This is a genomic window from Thalassococcus lentus, assembly GCF_028023555.1.
Taxonomy (GTDB): Bacteria; Pseudomonadota; Alphaproteobacteria; order Rhodobacterales; family Rhodobacteraceae; genus Thalassococcus_A; species Thalassococcus_A lentus.
This window is the reverse complement of the sequence record NZ_JAQIOY010000012.1, coordinates 16,022-42,447: the sequence shown is the minus strand read 5'-3', so window position 1 is coordinate 42,447 and position 26,426 is coordinate 16,022. Positions and strand designations below refer to the sequence as shown.

General features: G+C 57.8%; 24 protein-coding genes and 1 tRNA gene. 11 read left to right on the top strand and 14 right to left on the bottom strand.

All coding sequences use genetic code 11. The features are described 5' to 3' along the window. Positions 1–65: 65 nt before the first annotated feature. On the top strand, positions 66–260 hold the full coding sequence (locus tag PFY00_RS18630) for a hypothetical protein (protein WP_271434110.1): 195 nt from the start codon (positions 66–68) through the stop codon (positions 258–260). Here PFY00_RS18630 and PFY00_RS18625 read toward each other — a convergent pair. The 6 genes from PFY00_RS18625 to proS form a co-directional block, all read right to left on the bottom strand. Then, a complete protein-coding gene (locus tag PFY00_RS18625) occupies positions 229–1,521 on the bottom strand; it encodes a DUF6538 domain-containing protein (RefSeq protein WP_271434109.1) in 1,293 nt (430 codons plus the stop codon). The genes PFY00_RS18630 and PFY00_RS18625 overlap by 32 nt on opposite strands. A gap of 122 nt (positions 1,522–1,643) precedes the next feature. Next, positions 1,644–1,733: transfer RNA gene (locus tag PFY00_RS18620), tRNA-Ser, on the bottom strand. A gap of 307 nt (positions 1,734–2,040) precedes the next feature. Next, positions 2,041–3,138 carry a redox-regulated ATPase YchF gene (gene ychF / locus PFY00_RS18615; protein ID WP_271434108.1) on the bottom strand — a complete coding sequence of 366 codons (1,098 nt, stop codon included), beginning with the start codon at positions 3,136–3,138 and terminating at the stop codon, positions 2,041–2,043. An 84-nt stretch (positions 3,139–3,222) separates the two neighbouring features. Next, complete coding sequence (locus PFY00_RS18610) at positions 3,223–3,738, bottom strand: DUF2937 family protein (RefSeq protein WP_271434107.1); 516 nt, start codon at positions 3,736–3,738, stop codon at positions 3,223–3,225. 100 nt (positions 3,739–3,838) lie between these two features. After that, on the bottom strand, positions 3,839–4,783 hold the full coding sequence (locus tag PFY00_RS18605) for a serine hydrolase domain-containing protein (protein WP_271434106.1): 945 nt from the start codon (positions 4,781–4,783) through the stop codon (positions 3,839–3,841). A gap of 192 nt (positions 4,784–4,975) precedes the next feature. Then, entirely contained in the window at positions 4,976–6,325 is a 1,350-nt protein-coding gene (gene proS / locus PFY00_RS18600) for a proline--tRNA ligase (RefSeq protein ID WP_271434105.1), read from the bottom strand. A 165-nt stretch (positions 6,326–6,490) separates the two neighbouring features. Between proS and PFY00_RS18595 the strand changes: the two genes are divergently transcribed. Beyond that, a complete protein-coding gene (locus tag PFY00_RS18595; protein WP_271434104.1) occupies positions 6,491–7,000 on the top strand; it encodes a fasciclin domain-containing protein in 510 nt (169 codons plus the stop codon). Positions 7,001–7,080: 80 nt separating this feature from the next. Here PFY00_RS18595 and PFY00_RS18590 read toward each other — a convergent pair whose 3' ends face one another. The 5 genes from PFY00_RS18590 to PFY00_RS18570 form a co-directional block, all read right to left on the bottom strand. Further along, positions 7,081–8,007 carry a glucokinase gene (locus tag PFY00_RS18590; RefSeq protein ID WP_271434103.1) on the bottom strand — a complete coding sequence of 309 codons (927 nt, stop codon included), beginning with the start codon at positions 8,005–8,007 and terminating at the stop codon, positions 7,081–7,083. Continuing rightward, positions 8,007–9,104, bottom strand: coding sequence for an ABC transporter ATP-binding protein (locus PFY00_RS18585; RefSeq protein WP_271434102.1), 1,098 nt, complete (start codon positions 9,102–9,104; stop codon positions 8,007–8,009). Before PFY00_RS18585 ends, PFY00_RS18590 begins: the two co-directional genes overlap by 1 nt. A gap of 4 nt (positions 9,105–9,108) precedes the next feature. Next, positions 9,109–10,002, bottom strand: coding sequence for a carbohydrate ABC transporter permease (locus tag PFY00_RS18580; protein ID WP_271434101.1), 894 nt, complete (start codon positions 10,000–10,002; stop codon positions 9,109–9,111). After that, on the bottom strand, positions 9,995–10,831 hold the full coding sequence (locus PFY00_RS18575; protein ID WP_271434125.1) for a carbohydrate ABC transporter permease: 837 nt from the start codon (positions 10,829–10,831) through the stop codon (positions 9,995–9,997). The genes PFY00_RS18580 and PFY00_RS18575 overlap by 8 nt, the downstream gene beginning before the upstream one ends. 117 nt (positions 10,832–10,948) lie before the next feature. Beyond that, a complete protein-coding gene (locus PFY00_RS18570; protein ID WP_271434100.1) occupies positions 10,949–12,190 on the bottom strand; it encodes an ABC transporter substrate-binding protein in 1,242 nt (413 codons plus the stop codon). Between the two features lie 213 nt (positions 12,191–12,403). On the opposite strand from PFY00_RS18570, the gene PFY00_RS18565 reads away from it, so the two are divergent. The 6 genes from PFY00_RS18565 to PFY00_RS18540 all read left to right on the top strand — a co-directional run bounded on the left by PFY00_RS18565 (position 12,404) and on the right by PFY00_RS18540 (position 20,332). Next, positions 12,404–13,135 (top strand): response regulator transcription factor, encoded by a 732-nt coding sequence (locus PFY00_RS18565; RefSeq protein WP_271434099.1) that lies wholly within the window; start codon positions 12,404–12,406, stop codon positions 13,133–13,135. After that, the gene (locus PFY00_RS18560; RefSeq protein WP_271434098.1) at positions 13,132–14,580 is read left to right on the top strand and encodes a sensor histidine kinase; all 1,449 of its coding nucleotides are present in this window, start codon (positions 13,132–13,134) and stop codon (positions 14,578–14,580) included. The genes PFY00_RS18565 and PFY00_RS18560 overlap by 4 nt, the downstream gene beginning before the upstream one ends. Before the next feature lie 100 nt (positions 14,581–14,680). Then, positions 14,681–15,763 (top strand): AI-2E family transporter, encoded by a 1,083-nt coding sequence (locus tag PFY00_RS18555; RefSeq protein WP_271434097.1) that lies wholly within the window; start codon positions 14,681–14,683, stop codon positions 15,761–15,763. Then, positions 15,760–16,461 (top strand): P-loop NTPase family protein, encoded by a 702-nt coding sequence (locus PFY00_RS18550; RefSeq protein WP_271434096.1) that lies wholly within the window; start codon positions 15,760–15,762, stop codon positions 16,459–16,461. Before PFY00_RS18555 ends, PFY00_RS18550 begins: the two co-directional genes overlap by 4 nt. Positions 16,462–16,508: 47 nt before the next feature. After that, entirely contained in the window at positions 16,509–18,686 is a 2,178-nt protein-coding gene (locus PFY00_RS18545) for an RNA degradosome polyphosphate kinase (protein WP_271434095.1), read from the top strand. A gap of 98 nt (positions 18,687–18,784) precedes the next feature. Further along, positions 18,785–20,332, top strand: coding sequence for a Ppx/GppA family phosphatase (locus PFY00_RS18540; RefSeq protein WP_271434094.1), 1,548 nt, complete (start codon positions 18,785–18,787; stop codon positions 20,330–20,332). 18 nt (positions 20,333–20,350) lie between these two features. Here the strand turns inward: PFY00_RS18540 and PFY00_RS18535 are convergent, their stop codons facing one another. The 3 genes from PFY00_RS18535 to PFY00_RS18525 all read right to left on the bottom strand — a co-directional run bounded on the left by PFY00_RS18535 (position 20,351) and on the right by PFY00_RS18525 (position 23,369). Beyond that, positions 20,351–21,712 (bottom strand): MATE family efflux transporter, encoded by a 1,362-nt coding sequence (locus tag PFY00_RS18535; RefSeq protein WP_271434093.1) that lies wholly within the window; start codon positions 21,710–21,712, stop codon positions 20,351–20,353. A 62-nt stretch (positions 21,713–21,774) separates the two neighbouring features. Further along, a complete protein-coding gene (locus PFY00_RS18530) occupies positions 21,775–22,746 on the bottom strand; it encodes a nickel/cobalt transporter (RefSeq protein WP_271434092.1) in 972 nt (323 codons plus the stop codon). Further along, the gene (locus tag PFY00_RS18525) at positions 22,728–23,369 is read right to left on the bottom strand and encodes a DUF1007 family protein (RefSeq protein WP_271434091.1); all 642 of its coding nucleotides are present in this window, start codon (positions 23,367–23,369) and stop codon (positions 22,728–22,730) included. The genes PFY00_RS18530 and PFY00_RS18525 overlap by 19 nt, the downstream gene beginning before the upstream one ends. Positions 23,370–23,476: 107 nt before the next feature. Here PFY00_RS18525 and PFY00_RS18520 point away from each other — a divergent pair, with 107 nt between their 5' ends. From PFY00_RS18520 to PFY00_RS18510, 3 genes are all read left to right on the top strand, one after another. Continuing rightward, entirely contained in the window at positions 23,477–24,118 is a 642-nt protein-coding gene (locus PFY00_RS18520; RefSeq protein ID WP_271434090.1) for a TIGR02453 family protein, read from the top strand. Between the two features lie 113 nt (positions 24,119–24,231). Then, positions 24,232–25,395, top strand: coding sequence for an alpha-hydroxy acid oxidase (locus tag PFY00_RS18515; protein WP_271434089.1), 1,164 nt, complete (start codon positions 24,232–24,234; stop codon positions 25,393–25,395). Positions 25,396–25,518: 123 nt separating this feature from the next. Continuing rightward, the gene (locus PFY00_RS18510) at positions 25,519–26,334 is read left to right on the top strand and encodes an ABC transporter substrate-binding protein (protein ID WP_271434088.1); all 816 of its coding nucleotides are present in this window, start codon (positions 25,519–25,521) and stop codon (positions 26,332–26,334) included. The last annotated feature ends 92 nt before the right edge of the window (positions 26,335–26,426 follow it).

The window sequence follows — 26,426 nt, the reverse complement described above, 5'->3', positions numbered from 1 at the left end:
GCGAGCGAAGATCAGACGGTACTCCGCCCCTGAAATGCCTGCCAAATATCAGGGATGGTGGCTTCATGGCACCAATATCACCCGACGAGTACGCTCAGATGGAGCGTTTGATGGCAGCTCTTTTGCCACACTGCGATCCGGCAGAAGAGGCCGCACTGCTAGCGCTTCACAACAAGCTCGAGACGATCTACGACGCCCAGTCCGATCTGAACGCATCCCGATCCCGCCTCATGACGCTTCAATCGCAAACGGCGCGATAATGTCACGAAGCTCGGTTAGATCCTTCCCATAGCCGTACTTGGGCCGCTGAAACTTGTGGCCCATCAACTGCGCTTGCGCCCGATCCACCACGTCTCGTTTCGTAAGCTGGTCCTGAAACCAATGCCGAAGGGAATAAAGGCTCTGGCGTTTATCAGTCACCAATCCGCTATCACGTAGGTGACGATTGATTATGCTGGTAGCATACATGTTCTTGCCCAACCGTTTGCCCCAACCGCCCATAGCGGTCAGCTCTTGCGCGGCGTCCAAGGACACGCCCAAGAGCGGCAGCAACCGTTCGGAATGGTCGGTCTTCAATCCACGAACCGCGTTTTTGCGCACGTGGACATGGGGAACTTCGTGATCGAGGAGGATATCAGCCAGTTCCAATCCAATCGCCTCAACCGGACGCATTCCGGTGTTGACGAGGAGACGTAAGAGCAAGACAAACTCTGGTGCGATCTTGCCAAGTGCACCCGGCACTATGGCGGCTTTGATTTGCTCCACAGTCAGTGGCATCCGGGGCACCTGAGCCTCATCCTTCAACCGAACTCGTGCAAGAGGGTTAGGTTTCTGCACCGCATCAATGTCAAAGTTAGTCGAAATCATTCGGCGCAAAGCATTGATATCTTTGTTACCTGTGTGCGGCTTCAGACCTTTCGACTTGATCCGCTTGAGCCACCATGCCCGAAATGCCATCGCATGATGACGCTCGACTTCGTACATGCAAACATCGCCGACGGCTTCGCGAAAATTGCTTAAAGCTTTGAGGTATCCGTTCCGCTTTACCCGCCTCTGATCGTGGCTCAGCGCCGACCACTCGTCCTCGATATGGTCCCAAAAGCGCTCAAAAGCGTCCATCATTGTTAGATCCGGCTTTTCGATCAAACCCAGCACCGCTTTTTGTTCAGGAGCAGCACCCGCGTCGGTGATCAGAGACCGAAGCCGCTCCATCAGCTCGTCGTTACTAAAGGACTTCGCCGGTGCAGGTTGAAAACCGCGTTGCACCTGAGCGTGCACGGCAGTCGCATACCGTTTGACCGCGCTTTGGCTTATCAACGAAGCCCCCAACTCGACCGAGCGCTGCCATTCCGCATCGAGGTCTAACGAGATCTGTGCAGCCTTTGCCTTAGCTTCCGAGAAATCCTGCGTCCGAAGTGAAAAACAGATCTCCCGCCGGGCCTCTACATCCCTGTAACGCTCAGGAACGGCGCGAAAATAGTGCCACCAGCGACCGCGCCGCTTCAAATGACGTCCCCACATGCCCTGGTTCCTTGTACCAAGATTTGTACCAAGACCGGAATTCGACCGATCTGATGGGATCATCATGCAATCAATAAAAACAACGCCTTAGGGGCGGAGTTCCGTCTTGCCGAAAGTGTGGGTGGCGGAGACGAAGGGATTCGAACCCTCGAGACGGTTTCCCGCCTACTCCCTTAGCAGGGGAGCGCCTTCGACCACTCGGCCACGTCTCCGCCGACGGGTATAGCCGCGCCAAAGGCGGAGATACAAGGCGGAAAATCAAAATGTTTGAACGCGATCACACAGGGCTGTGCGCATAAAAAAGGCGACACCGCTCAATAATCGCGATGCCGCCAAAGATAACAACCCGAGGATGGAAATCGGGCATACTCGTTAATGTGCCTCCGAGAGACACAGAACTGATCTACGGAGAGTAGATTGCGAATCCTGTATCACACCTGACGCCCCTCGGCGTCAACCATGGGTTACGTGGCGTCAGCCCGCATCAGACAACCGTGGTAGTTGGGCAACGGATGCCACTCAGGTATTGAAAAGGAAGTGCAGGACGTCGCCATCCTTGACCTCGTATCCCTTGCCTTCCGCCCGCATCTTGCCCGCGTCCTTGGCCGGTTGCTCGCCGCCAAGCGTGACGAAATCATCGTAGGCAATGGTTTCGGCCCGGATGAAGCCCTTTTCGAAATCGCCGTGAATCACACCAGCGGCCTGCGGCGCCAAAGTTCCGGCCCGGATGGTCCAGGCGCGCGCTTCTTTCGGGCCAACGGTAAAGTAGGTCTGCAGGTGCAAAAGATCGTAACCAGCCTGAATCAGGCGATCCAGCCCGGCTTCCTTCAGGCCCAGCTCTTCGAGAAACTCAGCAGCTTCTTCTTCGTCCAACTGGCTGATCTCTTCCTCGATTTTTGCCGAGATGATCACATGGCTGTTTCCTTGCGCGGCAGCCATTTCGGCAACCTTGGCTGAGAGCGCATTGCCAGTTGCGGCCTCGCCCTCGTCCACGTTGCAGACATAGAGCACCGGTTTGGTGCTCAGCAGTTGCAGCATCTTCCACTGTTTTGCGTCTTCGGCGTCCACCTCGACCACGCGGGCGGGTTTGCCCGCTTCCAGCGCTTCCAGTGCCATTTTCATCAGGCGCTCTTGCTGCACGGCTTCCTTGTCGCCGCCGCGCACCTTGCGCACGATGTTCTGCAGGCGCTTTTCCAGCGATTCCATGTCCGCAATGATCAATTCGGTTTCGATGGTCTCTGCATCGGCCACGGGATCAACCCGGCCATCCACATGCGTCACATCTTCGTCTTCAAAGCAGCGCAACACGTGGGCGATTGCGTCCACTTCGCGGATGTTTGCCAGAAACTGGTTGCCCAGCCCCTCGCCCTTGGAGGCGCCTTTGACCAGACCGGCAATATCCACAAAGGTCATACGCGTCGGGATAATCTGTTTGGACTGCGCGATTTCTGCCAGCGTATCGAGCCTTGCATCCGGAACAGCAACATCGCCCACATTTGGTTCAATCGTGCAAAACGGAAAATTCGCAGCCTGCGCCGCCGCCGTTTTGGTCAGCGCGTTGAAAAGCGTCGATTTGCCGACGTTCGGCAACCCCACGATGCCCATTCGAAAACCCATGGCGACACTCCTTGACCCATTTGTCAGCGTTGCAATTTGGCTGGCTGTCTAGTCGCCGCCGCCCTCCGGCGCAAGGGGCGCAGGTCAGGCTGACGTCTTGCGCCGAAACGGGCCGGTCAGCATGCTCCACAGCCCGCCCAGAAAAGCAAAGACCGCTGTTATGCCGGCCCATCCTGCAAACAACCCGGTTCCGGCAAAGACAGCACCTTCAAAGGTGGCAGGAACCGCCGGTTTATATGCCTCATATGCTTTGGCTGCGATGTCGCGATCAGCCATATGGGTGGCCAGCCTTGCGCGGGTGAACGGGCCCGCACCTTCCAGCGCTTCGAGATCCGCAGACAGTCGGGCATGTCGCTCGATGTCGTCTGCCATGTTGCCAGCTTGCGTCTGCGCCAAAGGCCCTTCGCCCGACATACCCTCCAAAAGTCCGTCCAGCGTCAGACCGACCTTTTCCGCGTCCCGTTCATAGCGTTCGATCTGGCGCGTCAGTTCATCAACCGCGCCGCCCAGCCGCTGCGTGTATTGCTGCGAAAACTCGGGGAACTGCGATAGCCCCACGCCACCCGCAACGCCACCCACCAATGCCAGCGCTCTGATCATCTTGCTGCCTCATCTACTAGTTACCCGCAGGTTACCGCAAAGCAGAACGTGGGTCAGCCATGACTTTGCAATGCATCCGGGGAAAATCGGGACATCTTGCTCAGTCGGCAAAGATCGCCTTCACGAGGCTGCGCTCCAATGCTTCGCGCTCGGCCGGGCTGGCGCAGGTATTGTAAGCGGCCACCACCGTGTAGCGCCCGCCCAAATTCATCGCGAGCGCGCCATGCCCCTGCCCGCCAAAACACAATGACCCGACATGCCATTGGTTCGGGGTATAGGGGCTGAGACGGGCCAGCATACCCAGGCCATAAATCACCTTTCCCGACTCCGCGACCGGCGCATACGGACCAGCCTGAGGATCGCGGCCGACATAGCCCTTGCGCAGCAACAGCGCATAGTCACGCACCGACATGGACCACCCGCCCCAAGGCCCAAAGCCACCATAGGCATCGCCCAAAACGCCCTGTACGCCAAAGCGCTCCAGAACACGCGAACGGCAGGCCCTTTCATAGGGTTGCCCGCTCAACACTTCGATCAGATCACCAAGAATGGCATAGTTTTCATTGCTGTAGCGATAGCGTTTGGCCGGCGCGGCATGTTTCTTGCGGGCGAAAGCTGCAGCGCGCACCTCCGCCCAACGCGGCGTGCGATCGCCGCGCCAACGCGGCATTTTGCGCTGCGTAGAATCGCGGCCAAGTCCCGCGCGATGCACCACCAAATCCGCAACTGTCAGCTCAGTCCGGACGGAGGGATACCACCGCGCCACCCGATCGTCCCACGCCAGTTTGCCTTCGCGCACCAACGCCTCCAAGCACAGTGCTGTAATCGCCTTGGAATTGCTGGCCAGCGGCATCGGCGTGTCGGGGGCGATCCCCCGCGCTTCGATCGACAATTCTGCATTCTCGATCATGAAAACAAGCGACGCCTCAGTGGCCCCGACCCGATCCAACCAGCGTTCCCATTCCAGCCGCACGCGTTCCGACTGAGCAGCGCCCGAACCGGCAAGGCAAATCCAAACAAGAAGCGCAATCATCCCAGTACGCATGACAAAAAGCCTGCGCAGACCGCTACTCTTTGTCAATCGCTCAGAGCGGTACCGCCGCGCCTTGCTTCTTCTTTTTGAAAATACGCAAAACGCGCCGAAGGCGCGCCGGTCGGCGTGCGCAAGCACGCCGAAACCAAGTTCTTTTCCGCCCAGGCCAAAGTGGCAAGGCCATCTGGCCAAGGCCGGTTCGGATCACGCCTGCGGCGCGGCGCGGCCATAGATTTGTGCAATCCGCTCCACGGCCTGCTCGGGCGGCAACTCTTCGCTCTCGCCGGTGCGGCGCGAGGTCAGCTCAACCACGCCATTTTTCAACCCGCGCGGTCCAACCGTAATCCGCCATGGCAAACCGATCAGGTCCATGGTGGCAAACTTGCCCCCTGCCCGTTCGCTGGTGTCATCGTATAGCGCTTCCAGTCCCAAGGCCGCCAATGCACCATAGATGGCTTCACAGGCCGCGTCCGCTTCGGCGTCGCCGGATTTCAGATTGACGATCCCGCAGTGGAAGGGTGTGACACCTTCGGGCCAAATGATGCCCTTGTCATCATGAGATGCTTCGATGATCGCGCCCAGCAATCTTGACACCCCAATGCCATGGCTGCCCATGTGCACAGGCGTCGGCTTGCCATCCGGGCCCTGAACCGTTGCGCCCATGGCATCGGAATATTTGGTGCCGAAATAGAAGATCTGCCCCACCTCGATACCACGTGCCGTACGGCGGCGCGCTTCGGGCACTTCAGCAAAGATTGCCTCGTCATGGGTTTCATCAGTGCGCGCATAGCGGCTGGTGAACTCTTCCAGAACTGCCTGGCACTGCTCCACACTGTCATAGTCAATCTGACGATCGCCAAAGCGCAGGTCTGTGATCTCACTATCGTAGAAAACCTCAGACTCGCCCGTTTCAGCAAGTACGAGGAATTCATGGGTGTAGTCCCCGCCAATCGGACCGCCATCAGCCCGCATCGGGATCGCTTGCAGGCCCATGCGTTCATAGGTGCGCAGGTAGCTGACCAGATGCCGGTTGTAGGCATGCAGCGCATCTTCCTTGGTCAGGTCAAAGTTGTAGCCGTCCTTCATGTAGAATTCGCGCCCGCGCATCACCCCAAAGCGTGGCCGGATCTCGTCGCGAAATTTCCACTGGATGTGATAGAGCGTCAAAGGCAGGTCTTTGTAGCTGCTCACATGTGACCGGAAAATATCGGTGATCAGCTCTTCGTTTGTGGGACCATAGAGCATGTCACGTCCATGCCGGTCGGTGATGCGCAGCATTTCTTCGCCGTAGTCATCATAGCGCCCGCTTTCACGCCACAGATCCGCTGACTGCAGGGTGGGCATAAGCATCGGGATATGTCCGGCACGAACCTGTTCTTCATGAACGATGTTTTCAATGTTCTTGAGAATCTTGAAGCCCAGCGGCAGCCAAGAATAGATGCCGGAACTGGACTGTTTGATCATCCCGGCGCGCAGCATGTAACGGTGACTGACGATCTGCGCCTCAGAAGGGTTTTCCTTGAGAACAGGTAGGAAGTAGCGGCTCATGCGCATGGGATGCGTCCTGACGTAATTGGCGTTTTTGCTGTTGTGATCCATGCGTGGCCCCGATGCAAGAGAACAGGATCAGATCACGCGTTATGACGCTTGCGTGATCACACAAACCCAAAGCGTCCTTCGCTCCGTATCCAACTTATCTAACCCAACAGGAGAGACGCTATGACGATCAAGACATTCACTGCTGCCCTTGCAACTGCCGTTACTTTTGGCGCTGCGGCCTCGGCCAATACGATCGTGGACATTGCCGCTGGCGATGAACGCTTCAGCACGCTTGTCGCCGCCGTGACGGCCGCAGGCTTGGCCGAAACCCTGTCCGGTCCCGGCCCGTTCACAGTCTATGCGCCGCTGAATGATGCCTTTGCAGCGCTGCCCGAGGGCACAGTCGAAACGCTGCTCAAGCCGGAAAACAAGGACCAGCTGACCAACGTTCTGCTGTACCACGTCGATGACCGCAAACTGGGCTCCACCGATTTTGCGTCCGGCTCAAACTACTACAAGCCGGTCCTGAGCTCGGAGCGTCTGTGCATCACATCGCATTCCGGTGTCACCATTGCCGATGGCACAGGCGAAGTTGCCAATGTGGTGGTAGCAGACATTCAGGCAGACAACGGCGTGATCCACGTGATCGACAAAGTGCTGCTGCCGGGCGATCGCCCTGCGTGCCACTAATCACGCCACCTGACAGACAGTTCAAAGGCCGCCCGGTTTCGGGCGGCCTTTTTTTTGGACGGTCGATTCCTACGCTTTGATCAGTGTCGCGCACAAAGTTTTGCGCATCCAAGCAGCGCTGCGGAGTCGTCCTTGATCAGATAGATCGCTGGCGATCCGGACAGGAATTGCGCCTGATCGGCAAAGACGCCCTGCAGGAAACGGCAACGTCCATGATCCAGTGTGCTACGAGCGACGCCGCCTGCAAGGAATATGCCATTCTCAGGCCCATAGGTCAGACGCAGATCGACCAAAAGGGCTGCGACAAGCGCCGCATAGTCATCGAGCGCCTGATCAAAGCGGGCATTCTCAGCTGCGCCAAATGCGGCAAGGTAGGGTGTTGCGCGCTCGACATTTTGTTCACAGACAAGCGACAGGAACTTTCGCCGACCAGCGCCCGAAAACAGGGACTCGATCGATTGAAACTCATCAGCCAGGGCAGGCTTAATCCCGTTCAATTTTCGCGCAATCGCAACAGGAAGACTGGCATGACCCACTTCGACCGCCGGACAAACCCGTTGGCCTTCTGACTCGACAACCGGGCTGACGTTGAAACCGGTTCCGATGCCGACGACCAAAGCATTGCGCCCGCCCCTCAACGCCTTGCCCTGCAAACCCGGCGCGAGCCGTTCAAGCTGCACAGCACCCAGATCAAGCGCAGCATAGCCAAGCGCGGTCAGGTCATTCACGATCGTGACATCTGCCCCGGCAAAGCGCCGGGACATATCCGGACCAGACACATGCCATGGCAAATTGGTCAACCGCCCTTCGTTGCCCTGAACCGGTCCTGCGATGGCTGCAACCAGTCGTTTGGGCGAGGTCTGCGCCGTATCACTCAGATATTGCGTGACCAGTTCATCAAAGCCCTGAAACGCAGCGTTCTTATAGCTGCGGGCCGTGTGCAGCCGCCCGGCTTCCAGACTGGCCAGCCGGGCATTGGTTCCGCCGATATCAGCAACCAGTTGCATCAGTTGAGCCGCAGTCCAGTGTCCGGATCAAAGTAGGAAACCTTGGCCATGTCGAACGCCAGCGTTTGATGCTGACCCGGCTGCGCCGTGGTTTCTGCATGCAGGCGTGCTGTAACCTGACGCCCACCCAGACTTGTGACCACATACGTGTCCGCCCCTGCTGGCTCGACAATATCGACCAGAAAGTCTGCCTCTTGCTGGGCTTTGCCATTGCGCGCGCCGGGTTCCGAGATGTCCTCGGGCCGGACACCGATCACCACGTTGTTTGGCAGATCGCGGCCACTGGTGTCTTTCAGAACAATCGGCTTGCCGGTCTTGTCTTCAATCTCGATCGTGTTTCCAGACCCGTTTTTGACAGCCTTAGCTGGGATCAGGTTCATGGCCGGACTGCCCATGAAGTCGGCAACAAACATATTGGCTGGGCGATTGTAGATTTCTGCAGGTGTTCCGATCTGCTGGACCACGCCACCCTTCATGACGACGATCTTGGTTGCGAGTGTCATCGCTTCGATCTGATCATGGGTCACATAAACCATCGTGGCGCCAAGGTTCTGGTGCAGCGCCTTGATCTCGGTGCGCATCTCGACCCTCAGCTTGGCATCAAGGTTCGACAGCGGCTCATCGAACAGGAACAGTTTGGGATCGCGAACCAACGCACGCCCCATAGCCACTCGTTGCCTTTGACCTCCGGACAGCTGTCCGGGACGACGATGCAAGAGTTGATCGATTTGCAATTGCTCCGCGACCTTTTTCAGCTTCGCATCCTGCGTTTTCTGATCAACGCCGCGCACCTTCATCCCAAAGGTGATGTTCTTGGCCACGCTCATGGTCGGATAGAGCGCATAGGATTGGAACACCATGGCGATGTCACGGTCTTTGGGGCTGACGTGGGTCATGTCCTGCCCGCCGATCGACAGTGTTCCGCCAGATATCGGCTCAAGGCCGGCGATGCAGTTCAACAACGTTGACTTGCCGCAACCGGAAGGGCCCACCAGCACAAGGAAGTCGCCCGCATCAATGGATACGTTGATGTCCTTGAGGATTTCGGTCGAACCGTAGTTTTTGTAGAGGCCTTGGATTTCAAGAATAGGTGCCATGGGGTTAGCCTTTCACGGAACCAGCGGTGAGCCCGCGGATAAAGTATTTGCCAGCGACAACGTAGACGAGGAGCGTGGGCAGACCTGCAATGATCGCAGCGGCCATATCCACATTGTATTCCTTAACGCCGGTGGTGGAGTTGACGATGTTGTTCAGAGCCACAGTGATTGGCTGTGTTCCGGCCTGACTGAATGACACGCCGAACAGGAAATCATTCCAGATCTGCGTGAATTGCCAGATGACCGTGACAACGATGATCGGTAGCGACAGTGGCAAAAAGATCGACCAGAAGATGCGGAAAAATCCGGCGCCATCTACTTTGGCAGCCTTGGTCAGCTCAGCCGGAATTGTCACATAGTAGTTGCGGAAAAACAGTGTGGTGAAGCCCAGACCATAGATCACGTGAACAAAGATCAGCCCCGGGATCGTGCCCGCAATGCCCATCAATCCAAGCATCCGCGCCATCGGCAACAGAACGACCTGAAACGGAATAAAGCAGCCAAACAGCATCAGGGCGAAAAAGATGTTGGCCCCGGGAAACCGCCATTGCGCAACCACATAGCCGTTGATGGCGCCCAGCAGGGTCGAGATGAGCACGGCAGGAACGGCGATCAGAACCGAGTTCCAGAAGTATGGGCGCACCCCTTCGCACTGGATACCTGTGCAGGCGCTGGCCCAGGCGGTTCGCCATGCATCAAAGGTCACTTGTCTCGGCAATGAGATCAGATCACCAGTTCGGATTTCTTCAAGGCTCTTGAGCGACGTTGTGACCATCACGAACAGAGGTGCGAGATAGAACAAGGCAAAGACGAAGAGCAGGAGGTATAGCAGCCAGCGCAGGACAAGGCGGGTTATCTGACCTTGCGAACGCGCTTCTGAATAGACGGCATCAGTCATTTTTGACCCTCAGCTCAGAGTAGAGGTAGGGAACCACGATGGTGAAAACCACACCCATCATGACCATTGCGGAACTCGCAGCCTGACCGATGTCACCGCGCGAAAACGCCATGGCAAACATGTAGGTTGCGGGCAGGTCCGTCGAGAAACCGGGGCCACCACCCGTCAATGCAATGACGAGGTCAAAGCTCTTGATCGCGAGGTGTGCCAGCACAATGAACGCGCTTAGAAAAATCGGTGCCATCGACGGAATGATGATCGCGGAATAGATGCGCCAGTTGGGAATGCCATCGATCTGGGCGGCTTTGATGATTTCACCGTCTACGGACCTAAGCCCGGCCAGAAACAGCGCCATCACGAAACCCGAGCTTTGCCAGATGGCAGCCAGAACAACGGTATAAATCGCCATGTCCGGATTGACGAGCCAGTCGAATTTGAACCCCTCAAAGCCCCAGCCCTGCACCATGGCCTCAAGACCCAGACCGGGATTGAGGATCCATTTCCAGGCTGTGCCAGTCACGATCATGGAAAGCGCCATAGGATAAAGGTAAATTGTGCGGATTGCGCCTTCGGCCCGGATGTTCTGATCAAGAAAAATCGCCAGCGCCAGCCCCAGGATCATCGAGATCACGATAAACAACCCGCCAAAGAGGAACAGGTTGGTAAATGCTGTGTCCCAGCGCAGCGACGAAAACAGCCGCTCGTATTGAATAAAGCCTTCTATCTCGTAACGCGGCAAGAGTCTTGACCGGGTCAGAGAAACCCAAGCTGTCCAACCGATAAAGCCGTAGACAAAGATCAGCATCGCGATGAATGACGGCGCGAGCATCAGCTTTGGCAGGTGATCTTCGAGGAATTTCACGTGTCCTGTCCCCTGTGAGTTGTCGGATAACCCCGCCACAGCATAGCAGCGGCGGGGCAATTTTGCATGCAGTCGGGGACTGGATTACATGCTGTTGGCGACGGCTGCGGCGAGCTGTGCAACCGCATCTTCAGAGGTCATGTCCGAGTTGAAGTGCGATGTCACAACGTCGGTGATCGCGCCAGACTGAGCGCCTCTGAGGGCCATGCCGTGGGCGTAGGATGGCAGCAACGAGCCACCTTCACTGGACGCGGCCATGTCATCAGAGCTGAGTTTGGCACAGCTGTCGAAGTCATCCAGAGCAACGTCTGTACGCGCAGGGATCGAACCTTTGTTCAGGTTAAAGACCTTCTGGAAGTTCTTGCCGACGATCAGCTCGGCCAGAAGCGCCTGACCTTCCTGCTTGTCGTCGCCGCCAACTTCGAACATCGCAAAGCTATCCACGTTGTAGAGGAAGCCTTCACCCGGCACAGAAGCGCAAAGGAAATCTTCGCCCGGTGCTTTGCCTGCAGCAAGGAATTCACCCTTGGCCCAGTCACCCATGATCTGGAACGCCGCTTCGCCATTCATGACCATCGCAGTTGCAAGGTTCCAATCCCGACCCGGGAAGTTCGGATCGACGAAACCGCGCAGGGTGCGCATCTGATCAAACACAGCGATCATTTCGTCCGAGGTCAGTGTTGCCTCGTCCAGTTCCACGAATGCCTTGCGGAAACCATCAGCGCCAAGAATGCCCAGCGCGACTGCTTCGAAAACGGTTGCGTCCTGCCATGCCTGACCACCATGCGCCAATGGAATGATGCCCGCCGCCTGAAGCTTTTCAGCCGCCGCGTTGAACTCATCCCAGCTGGTTGGCATCGCGATGCCGTTGGCTTCCAGAACGTCTGCGTTCGCCCAGATCCAGTCTACGCGGTGTACGTTGACCGGCGCGGCGCACCATGTGCCTTCACACTGCATATGGCCAGCGATGGATGCGGGCAGAACATCGGCCCAACCCTGTGCTTCGGCGACAGCGGAGATATCGGCCAGAACGCCTTCTTCATACCACTCCTGAATGGCCGGACCCTTCAGCTGAACAGCTGTTGGTGCGTTGCCCGACAGAACCCGTGCGCGCAGGGCTTGCATCGCTGCATCGCCGCCGCCGCCGGCAACTGGCATGTCGGTCCATTCACCGCCCTTTTCGGCGAACTCCTGCTGCAGAACGGCAACCGACTTGGCTTCGCCGCCAGATGTCCACCAGTGCAGTACTTCGGCTTCGGGGCCAGCATGCGCTGCGCCACCGGCCAACATTGCGATCGCTGAGACCGTGAATGCAAAATTCTTCATCGCGTTTTCCTCCCGGATGTCATTTTGACAGTATTTCAGTGACGCTTTGATGCTGCTTGAGACGAGCGGATTGCAATTTGCTAATGGCCGGTATTCCGCCTGCGCATCCACAAAATCGCCCTGCTTGTTACAGGCTGTTACACTGCAATTGATTTTGTTGCAGGCTGTTACAAAAGAAAGCTAGGCACAAGAACCGCAGGGAGGTCGGGGCAGATGTCTATTCCACGCATACTCGTCGTCGACGATGATCCCGAGATGCGTCAAATCCTGACGCAGTTCCTACAGCAGAATGGTTCAATCGCTCTGCCTGCCGCGTCGGAATCCGATGTGCGGCGCCACATGGAAGCGGGACGCATAGACCTGATCCTGCTGGATGTGATGCTGGGCGACGAAAACGGCATCGAGATCTGCGCGCGCCTGCGCAAGGACAATGCCGTTCCCATCATAATGGTCTCGGCCCTGTCCACCGATCAGCAACGCATGGCTGGTTATGCGGTCGGGGCTGACGACTATATCGCCAAACCATTCAACACCGGTCTGCTTCTCGCACGCATCAAGGCGGTTCTTGCCCGGACCCAGCGCGCGGCCTCTCTGGCGCATCGCCGCAGGCTGACCAGTTTCGAGTTCAGAGGCTGGAACTACAATGGACGTACAGACGAAGTCACATCGCCCGAAGGATATCAGGTTCCGCTCTCCCGGCGCGAAGTGACGCTCTTGCAGGCTTTTCTGGCCAATCCACACATTCCGCTGACACGCGACGAAATCGCGACCGCCCTTGATGTGACCGGTGACGGTGAAGCCGATGCCAGCGGCCGCGCGATCGATATGCTTGTAGGACGGCTCCGGTCCAAGATCGAACCCAATCCTAAACAGCCTGAAATGATCAAGACGCAGCGCGGTATGGGGTATGTCTTTGCTGTCGATGTGGCAACGACCCAGACATGATTACCACCCTTCAAAGCCTGCGTTTCATCGGAGTGTCATTGGTGGTGCTCGCCTTTCTGAGCGGCGCTGCGGCCATCGGGCTTTGGACGGTTTCCAATCATGCATGGAACAACCACATCACAGCAGCCCGTCATGCCGGCAAAACGCTGTTCGATGCCTTGGCCCACAATGCAGATTTACCAGCCGAGGTCACGGCAACTGCCTTGCCCCAAGCCGATCTTCCCAAGGCAATGGCCGGTCAGTTCGAGCGTCTCAGCAATATGCCCCGCCCTGCCCTCGTGACCAATTTTTCCGTCAGCCTTGATCCCAATGCGCTGAGCGGCGCGCAGATCAAGTTTGCCATTGTCTCGCCTGACCTGCGCTACCCAATCTCGGAGCTGGCCCTGCGTGACAGCCGTGCGGCGCGGGACACGGTCGGCGAGGTGATTGCCTTGCTCGCCAACTATTGCAGCCCGGCGATTGTTCTGGCCCTCGCACCCGGCAAAGACTGGACCCGGTTTGAAGCCCCCTCCCTTTGGCACTGCCCCGCCAACCCCAAAGACTATCGATTGCTGGCCGTGTTGTTCGCCTGCGCGAGCCTTGCCATTCTGGCCGGAGCCATTCTGAACATCGCCCAGCATTTCAGCCAGTTTGCCGGAAAACTGGGTAGCCAACGCAGACTCGGAACGGCCGAAGCCTTTGAGCCAACGGGCACAACCGAACTGAAGGAAATCATTTCGGCCTTCAACGCGTACCGTGAAAACGAGCGTCATCATCTGGCAGAACGCGCTTTGGTGCTGTCAGGGGTGAGCCATGATCTGGGAACACCAGCCACACGGCTGCGGCTGCGGGCCGCGCTCATCGAAGACCCGGAATTGCGGGGCAAGTTCGAGGCCGACATTGACCAAATGACTGGCATCATCGAGAGCGTCCTGACCTATACCCGTGCTGAACTGAGCACCGAAGCGCCCCGCCAGATGTCTTTGCGGTCATTGGTTGAGGCTGTGGTTGCTGACTATGCAGACGTAGGCCGGCCTGTGTCCTTTGGAGACAGCCAACCGCTCGTGGTTGAAGGCGGACAATCGATCTTTATGTCGCGTCGTGGTCAAAGCGCGCTACGAGAAGATGAAAAAGTTGTCATCAAGGGTCGTCCGATCGCCCTGCACAGGGCGCTGTCCAATCTGATCGACAATGCACTGAAATACGGCCGGCGCGCAGTTCTGCGCCTAGAGACGGACGCGGATATGGCCCATGTGTTTGTCGAGGACGAAGGCGGCGACACCTCGGCGATTGATCTTCAGACGCTTTCGGCCCCATTCGAACGGGGCGAAAACGCGGCGGCGACACAAGGGTTCGGCATGGGACTGACGATCACCTCTGCAATTGCGCTTGAGCATGGTGGAACCCTGACCTTTGAACGTGGAAAATCCGGCACCGTTGCGCGGCTTAGCCTGAAACGCGGTTAGCAGGATAAATCCAAGGGCACCGAAAGCCCGGCATCACGCAACACGGACTTGAAACAGATTGCCGAAAGCGCGATGTAGAGAAAGGCATACAGGAGCAGCCATGGCCTTACCGGTCAAAGATCAGCTAAAATACTGGGGCGGAGCGACGGCGGTTTTTGCCGTTGTGCTTTGGTTCCTTGGCGACGTTCTGCTGCCTTTCGTGCTGGGCGGCGCGATTGCCTATTTCCTTGACCCGGTTGCGGACAGGCTTGAGCGCATGGGGTTTTCCCGTGCGATCGCCACAACGATCATAACGGTCTTGGCACTTTTGGCCTTTGTTGTTCTGGCCTTGGCCGTCATACCAACGCTTGTCAGTCAGGCGCTGGCCTTGGTCGAATTCGCACCCAAACTGTTCAGTGACCTGCAGGCCTTTCTTGCCTCACGCTTTCCCAGCGTGATGGATGAAGGATCGGTTCTGAACGAAACCATTGCCCGACTGGGTGAAACGATCCGCGATCGCGGCGGAGAATTGCTGAACACCGCGCTGAGTTCTGCAGCTTCGGTCATCAACATTGTTCTTCTGTTCGTGATTGTTCCGGTCGTGGCTGTCTACATGCTGCTTGACTGGGACAACATGATCGAGCGGATTGACGAATTGCTGCCCCGCGATCATGCGCCTGTCATTCGCAAACTTGCCAAAGACATCGACACCGTACTGGCCGGCTTTGTCCGGGGCATGGGGTCGGTCTGTATGGTTCTGGGAATCTACTATGCCGCAACGCTTTGGCTCGTGGGATTGAACTTTGGGCTGGTCGTCGGCGTGGTTGCAGGATTGTTGACCTTCATTCCCTACGTTGGCGCTTTGGTGGGGGGCGCTCTGGCGATTGGTCTGGCGCTGTTCCAGTTCTGGGGCGAATGGCACTGGATTGTTCTGGTCTGGGCCATTTTCCAATCCGGGCAGTTCATCGAAGGCAACGTTTTGACCCCGCGCTGGGTTGGCTCAAGCATCGGCCTGCACCCCGTTTGGCTGTTGCTGGCCCTGTCGGTTTTTGGGTCCCTGTTTGGATTTGTCGGAATGCTGGTTGCTGTTCCGCTGGCTGCCGCGCTTGGCGTCATCACGCGCTTTGTGGCCAAGCAATACACCGATAGCCGCCTCTACAAAGGCCTCGACGGGCGCGGAGCGCAAGAGCAAGACCAGCCATGAGCGACCCCCGTCAATTGCCCCTGCCCCTGCCGGTCCGGACCGCGCTGGGGCGCGAAGACTTTTTCGTCACGCCCGCCAATGCCATGGCGGTTGCGCTCGTCGAAGGCTGGCAAAACTGGCCAGCCCGCAAATTCATCCTCACCGGTCCGTCCGGGTCGGGCAAGACGCATCTGGCCCATGTCTGGGCGGCCTTGTCAGGCGCAACCATCATACGGGCCACCGATCTGCCCAACGCGGATATCCCAGCCGTCTCAACATCACCGGTCTGTGTTGAAGACGTGGAACAGATTGCAGGCAACTCTGCTGCCGAAGAAGCGCTCTTTCATTTGCACAACCTCGTTCTGGCAGAGGGTCATGCATTGTTGCTGACGGCTCAGAACCCGGCGCTGCAATGGGACTTGGTGCTGCCCGATCTCAAAAGCCGTATGCTCGGCGCGCAGGGCGCGGACCTGCCGCAGCCAGACGACATGCTGCTGACAGCCCTGCTGGCCAAACTGTTCGCAGATCGTCAGATTGTTCCCTCGCCAGATGTCATTCCCTTTCTGGCCGGGCACATGCCACGCAGCTATGCCGCTGCCCTCGAATTGGTTCACCGGCTCGACCGTGCGGCGCTTGGGCGGGGGGGCGGTGTCACCCGTCCACTGGCGCGATCCGTGCTGGCAGAGCTTGAACAAGACGGCCCGACAAGGCATGACTGAGTTATGCACACACACGATCAACATTTGCGCGGGGCAGTTTGCTTCGCATGAAACAGGCTGATTTTCTTGCCGCCCCGCTGGCGGCCCCATCCGAATTGCAGGATTTCGATCCCACCGGCCCCGGCCGCTTTTTCAATCGTGAACTAAGCTGGCTGGGCTTTAACTGGCGCGTTCTGGAAGAGGCCGAGAACCCAAAGGTGCCCTTGCTGGAACGGCTGCGGTTCCTGTCCATTTCGGCCACCAATCTCGATGAATTCTACACGGTGCGTGTGGCAGGCCTGCGCGAACTGGCGCAGGCCGGCAATACCACCCCGGCAGCCGATGGGCTTAGCCCCGCCGAACAACTTGTGCTGATTGATGACAACGCGCGCCGATTGATGGCCAAACAGCAAAATGTTCTGCGTGAGTTGGAAGCGCTAATGCAGGCTGAGCGCATCAGTCTTGTCGATAAGGACACTCTGGACAAAGCGGACAAATCGCATCTGGCGCAGGCGTTTCTCGACAAGGTTTTTCCAGTTTTGTCGCCACTGGCGATCGACCCTGCACACCCGTTCCCGTTCATCGCAAACATGGGTTATTGCCTTGCGCTTCAACTCGAGAGGGTTCGGGACAAGAACACTTTGCAGGCCCTGCTGCCAATCCCGGCCCAGATTGACCGCTTTATGGCGCTGCCAGCCCCCGAAGGCGAACATCGGTTCATCAGACTTGAAGACGTGTTGCTGCTGCACGTGGACAGCCTGTTTCCGGGCTACATTGCAAAAAACCATTTCGGATTTCGTGTTTTGCGCGACAGCGATCTGGAAGTCGAAGAAGAAGCCGAAGATCTTGTGCGCGAATTCGAAGTTGCCTTGAAACGCCGCCGCCGCGGCGAAGTGGTGCGGCTGACGATTTCCAAAGGTGCGCCAAAGGGGCTGCGCAAGATTGTCATGCGCGAGCTTCATGTTCGCGACGAGGAAGTCATCGAACTGGATGGCATGATCGGCATGGCGAACCTCAGCGAACTGGTTTTGGAAGACCGCCCCGATTTGCTATGGCCACAGTTCACACCGCGCGTTCCGGAACGGGTTCAGGATCACGAGGGCGACATGTTCGACGCCATCGCGCAAAAGGACATGCTGCTGCATCACCCCTATGAAACCTTCGACATGGTGGTGCGCTTTCTCAATCAGGCTGCGCGCGATCCCGACGTCGTCGCAATCAAGCAGACACTTTACCGGACATCGCGGAATTCGCCGATCGTCGAAGCGCTTTGCGAGGCGGCGGAAGAGGGGAAATCGGTAACGGCCCTTGTTGAGCTCAAGGCTCGTTTCGACGAAGCTGCGAACATCCGGCAGTCGCGCCGTCTGGAACGGTCGGGGGCTCATGTGGTCTATGGTTTTCTGGATTGGAAAACCCATGCCAAGATCAGCACGGTCGTACGCCGCGAAGGTGAAAAACTGGTGACCTACACCCACTACGGGACCGGAAACTACCACCCGATCACAGCCAAGGTTTACACGGATCTGAGTTTCTTTACCTGTGATCCAGCGCTTGGCCGCGATGCTTCGAAAGTCTTCAATTACCTGTCCGGCTATGCGCAGCCCGAGGGGCTCGAAAACCTGTTTATTTCGCCGCACTCTCTCAAGACCGGAATGCTGGCGCTGATCGAGGCCGAAGCAGCCCATGCACGGGCAGGAAAACCCGCGCAAATCTGGCTCAAGATGAACTCACTGATTGAGCCGGACATGATCGACGCACTCTATGCTGCCAGTCAGGCAGGCGTGAAAATCGATTGCGTCGTTCGTGGCATTTGCGGTCTGCGCGCCGGGATCAAGGGCCTGTCCGAGAATATCCGGGTTAAGTCCATTGTCGGTCGGTATCTCGAACATTCGCGTATCATTTGCTTTGGCAATGGTCATGGGCTGCCGCACAAAAAGGCACGTGTATTCATTTCCTCAGCAGACTGGATGGGTCGCAACCTGAACCGGCGGGTGGAAACAGCCGTGGAAATCAACAACCCCACGGTAAAAGCGCAGATCGTCAGTCAGATCATGGCCGCCAATCTGGCTGACACCGCGCAAAGCTGGTTGATGACCCCCTCTGGTGATTTCGTGCGACATGTGTTGCCCGAGGGCGAATTTTCCTTCAACTGCCATAGGTTTTTCATGGAAAACCCGTCGCTGTCGGGCCGGGGATCCGCGGGCGCCGCAGATGTACCAAAGCTGACGCATACGGAAGACGGCTAAGACCAATCTTTTCGTCAAATGATGCAGACAATGGCGCACCGTTTCTTGACGATATCGCTGCTGGTTGTCATGGTTCCCTTAACACCTATGAGGCTGCCATGGACGGACACGACCCCTCTGAAACCGGCGAATGGACTCCATTTGGCAAGCCGCTGTTCGACGATCCGAAAACGCGGGCCCTGTCCCGCGTCGGCGTCGTCGACATTGGCTCCAACTCTGTTCGCCTGGTTGTCTTCAACGGCGCGGCGCGCAGCCCGGCGTATTTCTATAACGAAAAAATCATGTGCGGCCTTGGCGAAGGCATGCGTGAGACGGGCCGCCTGAACCCCGAAGGCAAAGAACGCGCACGGTCCGCTCTGGCGCGGTTCAAACTGCTGGCCGAAAGCATGGAACTGCCCTTGCTGAGCATCGTGGCAACAGCAGCCATGCGCGAGGCCGAAGATGGCGAGAGTTTTCGCAAAGAGCTGGAGGCCGAAACCGGCCTGACGATCTATGTGATTGATGGCGAGGAAGAGGCCCGGCTTTCGGCACAGGGCGTTCTACTGGGATGGCCGGGATCCTTTGGACTGGTCTGCGACATTGGCGGCTCGTCCATGGAGCTTGCTGAAATTCAGGGCGGTGAAGTCGGTAAACGGATCACTTCGGCGCTTGGGCCTCTCAAGTTCAAGGATCTGGACGGTGGCGCGCACGCACGCGCCGATTATGTCGCCGCCGAGATGGCCAGCCTCAAGGAGCACATGGGCTCACAGCGTGATCGCCTGTTTCTAGTAGGCGGCAGTTGGAGGGCCTTGGCGCGCATCGACATGGAGCGGCGCGGATACCCGCTGCATGTTTTACATGAATATCGAATGGATGCTCAGGCAGTGCGCGACACCATTGCCTTTGTGCAGGATCAGGATCTCGAACAACTGCGCTCGGTTTGCGGCATTTCCAGCTCACGTATGGCGCTGGTGCCCTATGCCTGCGAAGTGTTGGGCCCGCTGATCGATACATTCCGGCCAAAAGACATTGCCATTTCATCATACGGCATCCGTGAAGGTATGCTCTATGAACAAATGCCGGATGACCTGCGGCAGCGTGATCCCCTGATCGAGGCCTGCCGGTTTGCGGAACGCAAGGATGCGCGCCTGCCGGGCTTTGGGCGCGCGCTTTACAAGTTTATTCTGCCACTGTTCCGCGATGATGTGGCTGATCGCTTGCGCTTGGTCAAAGCCGCCTGTTTGTTACACGATGTCAGCTGGCGTGCGCACCCGGACTATCGGGCAGAAGTCTGTTTTGACTATGCAACCCGCGCCAATCTGGGGGGCCTAAAACACTCGGAACGGATCTTTTTGGGACTGGCCCTGCTGCACCGTTACCGCAACAAGCGCGAAGGCACACGCTTTGAGGGCCTGTACGATCTGATCAGTGCAGAGGCCCAGCAGCATGCAGAAGTCTTGGGCAAGGCCCTGCGTTTCGGGGCGATGCTTTGGATGGTTGACGAAGACCAACGGCAGGCCCGGTTGGAATGGCAGTCCAAGACCAAAACGCTGCGCTTGCATCTGGCCGAACATGCGGCACCGCTCTACGGCGAGGTGACCGAAGCGCGGTTTAACTCTTTGGCGACTGCAGTGGGCGCCGTCGAAACCGAGGTGCTGTTTACCTGATCCTTCGGTGGGTTTGGCTCAGCCGGCAACCACGCGGCGCGGTCCGTCCGTCACAAATCGCATCCCGAGTAGCAGGGCCGCAACGGCCAGTCCGAGCGTCAACCCCAGCCAAACACCCACACCTGCCAGACCAAGGGGAAATGCCAATAACCACGCCGCTGGCATGCCAACGCCCCAATAGGACACCGCAGCCATTATCATGGGAACCCGCGTATCCTGCAGCCCTCTGAGAAGGCCAAGGAAAATAACCTGCGCCGCATCCGCCAGCTGGAACAGGGCTGCCATCATCAGCAATCCGCGACCAATTTCGATGATCGCGGCGCGATCTGGGTCGCTGGGATCCAGAAACGCGCCCAGCAAGGTTTCGGGCAAGAGCAAAAACAGCGAAACGGAAAAAGCGACACCCATGGCGCCCAGCATGAGGACCGCCCGGGCGCCCATCGTCAAATGACGGGCATCCCCTCTGCCCAGCGCGTTGCCGGCTCGAACGGTAGCCGCGTTCGATAAGCCCAACTGAATCATGAATGTCGCGGTTGCGATCTGAATTGCAATGCCATGTGCCGCCAAAGCGATTGTGCCCAACCATCCCATCAGAACGGCAGATCCCGCAAACAAGGCAACCTCGGCCAAAGATGTCAGCCCAATAGGCCAGCCAAGCCGGAAAACCTGCGCGAACATGTCCCAATCCGGGCGCCAGAAGCGCACAAAGAGCTGATGTTCCGGCAGCCTGCGCAATGCGTAGGCAACAACCAGAACCAAGGCGACAATGTTTGATGAAACCGATGCCAGCCCGGCACCGGCAATACCCAGTTCAGGCGCGCCCCAGTTTCCGAAAATCAAAGCGTAGTTTGCAATCACATTGGCGACGGCAGCCGCCAGCGTGATCCAGAGCACGATTCGCGTATGCTCCAATCCGGCCAGGTAGCTTTTGAGAACCATCACACCCAAAGCAGGCAGCATCCCCCAACCGGCCACACGCAGATAGCTTTGCGCCATCTGAGAAATCTGATCGGTTTGGCCAAGCGCGCGGAATATAGGCTCGGAAAACCACTGCAACGGCATGAATACCGCAAAAAACAGGCCCGATAGCCACAGCGCCATGCGCGTAGCGCGCCGGATCTGAGGATCATCCTGTTTGGCGGCATAGGTTGCGACCATCGGCATGATGGCCCAGGCGAAACCGGAACCAAGCAAGAGCAACGTAAAGAAATAAGAATGCGCGAGGGTCAGTGCGGCCAGTTCCGGAACGCCGTACCAACCGATCATGATCGTGTCTGTCAAACCAATGGCAAATTGCGCCAAATGCCCACCGACCAACGGCAGGCCAAGCGTCAAAACGGCACGTGTATGGCCGGAAAAACTCAACTGGGTCTGGGACATTGAATGTGCTTAGGGCTTTGCGATCAGCGGTGCAAGCATGTGCGTTCTGACAGCCGGGGCAATCAGGCCACTGTGCGCAGCAGCAATTGCAAGGCAAGCGCGGCAATAACAGCACCGGCCACCGCTTCGACCAAGCCCAAGATCCTGAGACCGCCGTTTCCGCCGACCCCGTCGGCCAGCCGGTTCAACGCTCCTTCCCGCAGTGTGACTGCGGCAATCGCCACGGCCACGGTGACCGAGGCCGTACCCAATCCCATTGCAAATGCACCGGCGATACCAGCCAGTTCGATACCCATGCGCCACGTCAGGATCAGCAGGAACAGCGCCCCGGTGCAGGGACGGATGGCAACCGCCAGAATAACCGCCATCGCACTGCGCAGCGATGTCGCCCCTGCCGCCTGTTCGATGGTTGGACCATGAGCATGGCCGCAGGTGCTGCAAACATCCCCATGCCCTCCAGAGTCGTGAGAATGGTCATGGTCGTGGGGGTGATCGTGGCCGTGATCATGCGAATGGTCATGTGAATGATGGTGAACAGCCGGCGCAGACCTCAGCTTGGACAACCCGCGCCAGAGCAGCCACATTCCGATCAAACCGATCGCCCCATAGGATACTGGCGCGAAAAACCGTTCGGCGGCCCCTTCCATATCGGTACGTCCCCACCCGAGAACCCACACCGAACCGTAGACCAACAGCACGGCCGCTGCGGCCTGGGCAAGCGAAGAGAGAATTGCCAAAGCGGACAAACGCATGATCGGAACACGGCGTGCGACACCGTATCCGCCGATCAATATCTTGCCATGGCCAGGGCCTGCTGCATGAAAGAAGCCATAGGCGAAGCAAACAGACATCAAAGCCAGCATGGCCCCCGGCTCACCCGCGCGCAGCGCCCTGAGGCCACGCGCCATGGCGTTTTGCGCATCGCGCTGACCATCGGCAGCTGCCGACCCGATAACATCAGCCCCACCAAAGCCCCAAAGCCAAACAGCAAGCGCCACAACACATAGGGCGAAAATCAGGAGGAAGGATCGCATGACAGCCGCACCCAATCAGCAAAATGGATACCGACCTTCATCTGTTCAAAAACATCTTCAGGCACTGAATTCAGCTCGTCTTCTATCGCTTTGGCCGCCGCGTCCGGGTCATATTTTTCGACGGCAGCGCTGCAGCCACCCTCGACAACCACGTTGGAATCCAGCGCATAGGCCACGTAGTATGTCGGATCGTACTGCTGCAACTCGAGACCCGCGGCAGGCACATCCGGCAAACGGCGCACATGTCGGGACACGATGCGCCCCTGATCCACGGCGATTCCGGTGACTTCGGGCATCGCCAAGTCCAGCTTTGTGCCATTCGAATAGGCATATAGATCGCCCTCGAACCCTTCGGGCCAGACTTCGAAATCGAAGCCGCGAAGTCGGCCCAGCTCGGCCTTGGTCAGAACACCATCACCGTCGGGGTCCAACTGCATGTCTTCAAAAATCAATAACGAAAAGAAGTCGTCATAGACCCAAGTGACTTCGACCGATTTTGCCCGGCCATCTTCGACAAAGATCCGCAGGCTGCTGTCGACAAACACATGAGGATGAGCCTGTGCCAAAGGCACGCAGACCACTGCACCCAATATGGCCGATGAAATGAGATGACGCCTGTTCATATAACTGAGCTAGGCGGTTCCTCGCCTTCGGGCAAGAAGGAACACGATAATGGGCGAATTTGTGCTACAATCGCGCCCAAGCATTTTGCACCCGCCGGAGTCAGCCAATGGCACACCCCGTCGAGACCAAACACCTTTTCAATGACGCTCGGGCTTTTCTGGATGATCTGGCCGCAAACAATTCGCGTGCGTGGTTCAAACAGAACAAGACCCGCTATGACAACACCCTGAAACGCCCAGCCGAAAGGCTGATGGCTGATCTGGCCGTCCCCTTGTCGCGTTCTTATGGGGCGGGGCTCAAAACCAAACTGTTCCGCCCTCACCGGGATCTGCGGTTTTCCGAGGACAAGACGCCTTACCACGTCCACCTGCATATGATGTGGTCGCTTCCGGATGGGCGGGCCTGGATGTTTGGCATTGCGCCGGACTATGCCTCGTTTGGTGCGGGGATCATGCAATTCACCCCGGAACAGTTAATCCGCTGGCGCAATTTGATCGCCGAACCCGATGGCGCGGAACTGGCATCCATACTGGATGCCGGGGTTTGGCGAACCAGCGAAGCCGAGCTCAAAAGAGTACCCCCGCCTCATAGCACCGAGCATCCACGCGCGGGCTTGCTACGCCGCAAGAGCCTTGTCGTTTGGCAGGACGGGCTTGATGAACAGCTCCAATCAGATGCCCTTGCGGCCCTGACCAAGGCGGCGCAATCTGCCGATCCGGTAATGCGCTGGCTGGAGCACCATTTCTGACCTTTGCAATCGTGATAGTCTGGGCAAATCTTTGATGCTGTGCACCCTGTCGCATTGCGCTTTGCGCCCAAATCGGTAAGAAAAGCATACCAATACTGCAAAAAGGCTCAGATATGCCCGTCATTACGGAAATCGCCGACCTGAAACGCATCTACAAACGGCGCGTGCCCAAAATGTTTTACGACTACTGCGAAAGCGGCAGTTGGACCGAACAGACCTTCCGGGAAAACAGTTCGGACTTCGACGATATTTACCTGCGGCAGCGTGTGGCCGTCGATATGGCAAACCGTTCGACCCAGACACAGCTGATCGGACAGGATGTGACGATGCCTGTCGCGCTGGCCCCGGTCGGTCTGACCGGCATGCAACACTACGACGGTGAAATCATGGCCGCCAAGGCCGCCGAGAAATTTGGCGTGCCCTACTGTCTTTCGACCATGTCGATCTGCTCCATCGAAGATGTGGCGGCCAATACGAGCGCTCCGTTCTGGATGCAGGTTTACACGCTCAAAGACGACGATTTCATGCAGCGGCTGTTTGATCGCGCGAAAGAGGCCAAATGCTCGGCCGCTGTGATCACGGTCGATTTGCAGCTGCTGGGCCAGCGTCACAAGGACCTAAAGAATGGCCTGTCCGCCCCGCCCAAACTTACGCCCTCTTCGGTTGCCAACATGATGACCAAGGTTCAATGGGGTCTGGGCATGCTGTCTACCAAACGGCGGTTTTTCGGAAACATCGTTGGCCATGCCAAGGGCGTAAAGGATCCGTCATCGCTGTCCAGCTGGACTGCGCAGGCCTTTGACCAGTCCCTGAACTGGGACCGTATTCGCGAGTTCCGCAAAATGTGGGATGGCCCTTTGATCATCAAGGGCATCATGGACCCACGTGATGCATTGGAGGCCTGCAACGTTGGCGCCGATGCGATCGTCGTTTCCAACCACGGCGGCCGCCAGCTGGACGGTGCTTTGTCGTCCATTCGCGCTTTGGAGCCTATTGTCGACGCGGTTGGTGACAAGATCGAAGTGCATATGGACAGCGGTATTCGATCCGGTCAGGACGTGCTGAAAGCCTGCGCCATGGGCGCCAAGGGTGCCTGGATCGGGCGGGCCTATGTTTATGGACTGGGCGCACATGGCCAAAAGGGTGTCACGCAGGCACTGGAGGTCATCCACAAGGAACTGGACAGTTCGATGGCGCTGTGTGGACATCGAAACATCACCGGCGTTGATCGGGACATCCTGATGGTGCCCAAGGGCTTTTCCGGCGACTGGTCCTGATTGCCCGGAATACGACCAGACCAATGGCTCTGCATTGCACTGCGCGCAGATTGCAGAGCCAAACCACTGGACAAGGGCGCGCCCTGCGGCAAATCTGATGGCACACAATCGCAGGGGAACAACATGAAGCTTCTAACCACTTCCGCCTTGGCAGTGACACTGGCAACCGGCGCACTGGCGCAAGGCGACTGTGCCGCTGGCAAGACAATCACCGACGGCACTCTGACCATCGCGACCGGTAACCCGGCCTATTATCCATGGGTCATGGACGACGCCCCCGAAAGCAAACAAGGGTTTGAGGCCGCTGTCGCCTACGCTGTTGCCTCTGAAATGGGGTTTTCCGACGAACAGGTCACATGGGTTCGTACCAGCTTCGACCAGTCGATCCAGCCCGGCGCCAAGGATTTCGACTTCAATCTTCAGCAGTTCTCGATCACCGAAGAACGCGACAAGATGGTCGATTTCTCACAGCCCTACTACACATCTCCGATGGCCGTACTGACGACTCAGTCGGTGATTGATGGCGGCGCAACCGCATCCGTCGACAGCCTCAAGGGCCTGATCTGGGGCGCAGATGCCAACACCACTGCGGTTCCCATGCTGCAAGACCTGATCCAGCCTGAAAAAGATCCGCTGCTCTACGGGGATAACACGGACGTCACGGCGGCCATGCAGGCCGGGCAAATCGATGCCGCATTGTTTGATTTGCCAACCGCGCTTTACCTGTCTGCCGTGGTGGTCAACAACGGCGCGATTCTGGGGCAATTCCTGCCAGACGCGGCACCGAACCCTGACAATTTCGGTTTGCTCATGGAGGAAGGGAATCCCCTCAAGGAATGCGTTGATGCCGCGATCTCGTCGCTGAAAGACAGCGGCAAACTCGCAGAAATCGAAGCCCAGTGGCTGCAGGAAACAACAGGCGTTCCTGTGATCCGCTGACCACCGCTTTGGTGTTCAAAATACTTCGGGGGTGAATTGGCCGCCGGCCAAAAAGGGGGCAATGCCCCCGCCCCTACCCTTAACTGAGGCGC